The sequence below is a fragment of the Bacillus sp. mrc49 genome (assembly GCF_002803435.1).
Genome location: NZ_PHNG01000374.1, coordinates 1 through 324 on the forward strand (window position 1 = coordinate 1; position 324 = coordinate 324).

The window sequence follows — 324 nt, forward strand, 5'->3', positions numbered from 1 at the left end:
ATTTCCTGAGTAGCGGCGAGCGAAACGGAATTAGCCCAAACCAAGAGGCTTGCCTCTTGGGGTTGTAGGACACTCAACATGGAGTTACAAAGGAACGGGGTAAATGAAGCGATCTGGAAAGGTCCGGCAAAGAAGGTAAAAACCCTGTAGTTGAAACTTCGTTCCCTCCTGAGTGGATCCTGAGTACGGCGGGACACGAGAAATCCCGTCGGAAGCAGGGAGGACCATCTCCCAAGGCTAAATACTCCCTAGTGACCGATAGTGAACCAGTACCGTGAGGGAAAGGTGAAAAGCACCCCGGAAGGGGAGTGAAATAGATCCTGA

General features: G+C 51.5%; 1 rRNA gene. It reads left to right on the forward strand.

From position 1 onward, the window contains the following. Positions 1–324: ribosomal RNA gene (locus CVN76_RS02380) — 23S ribosomal RNA — on the forward strand; the annotation flags it as partial.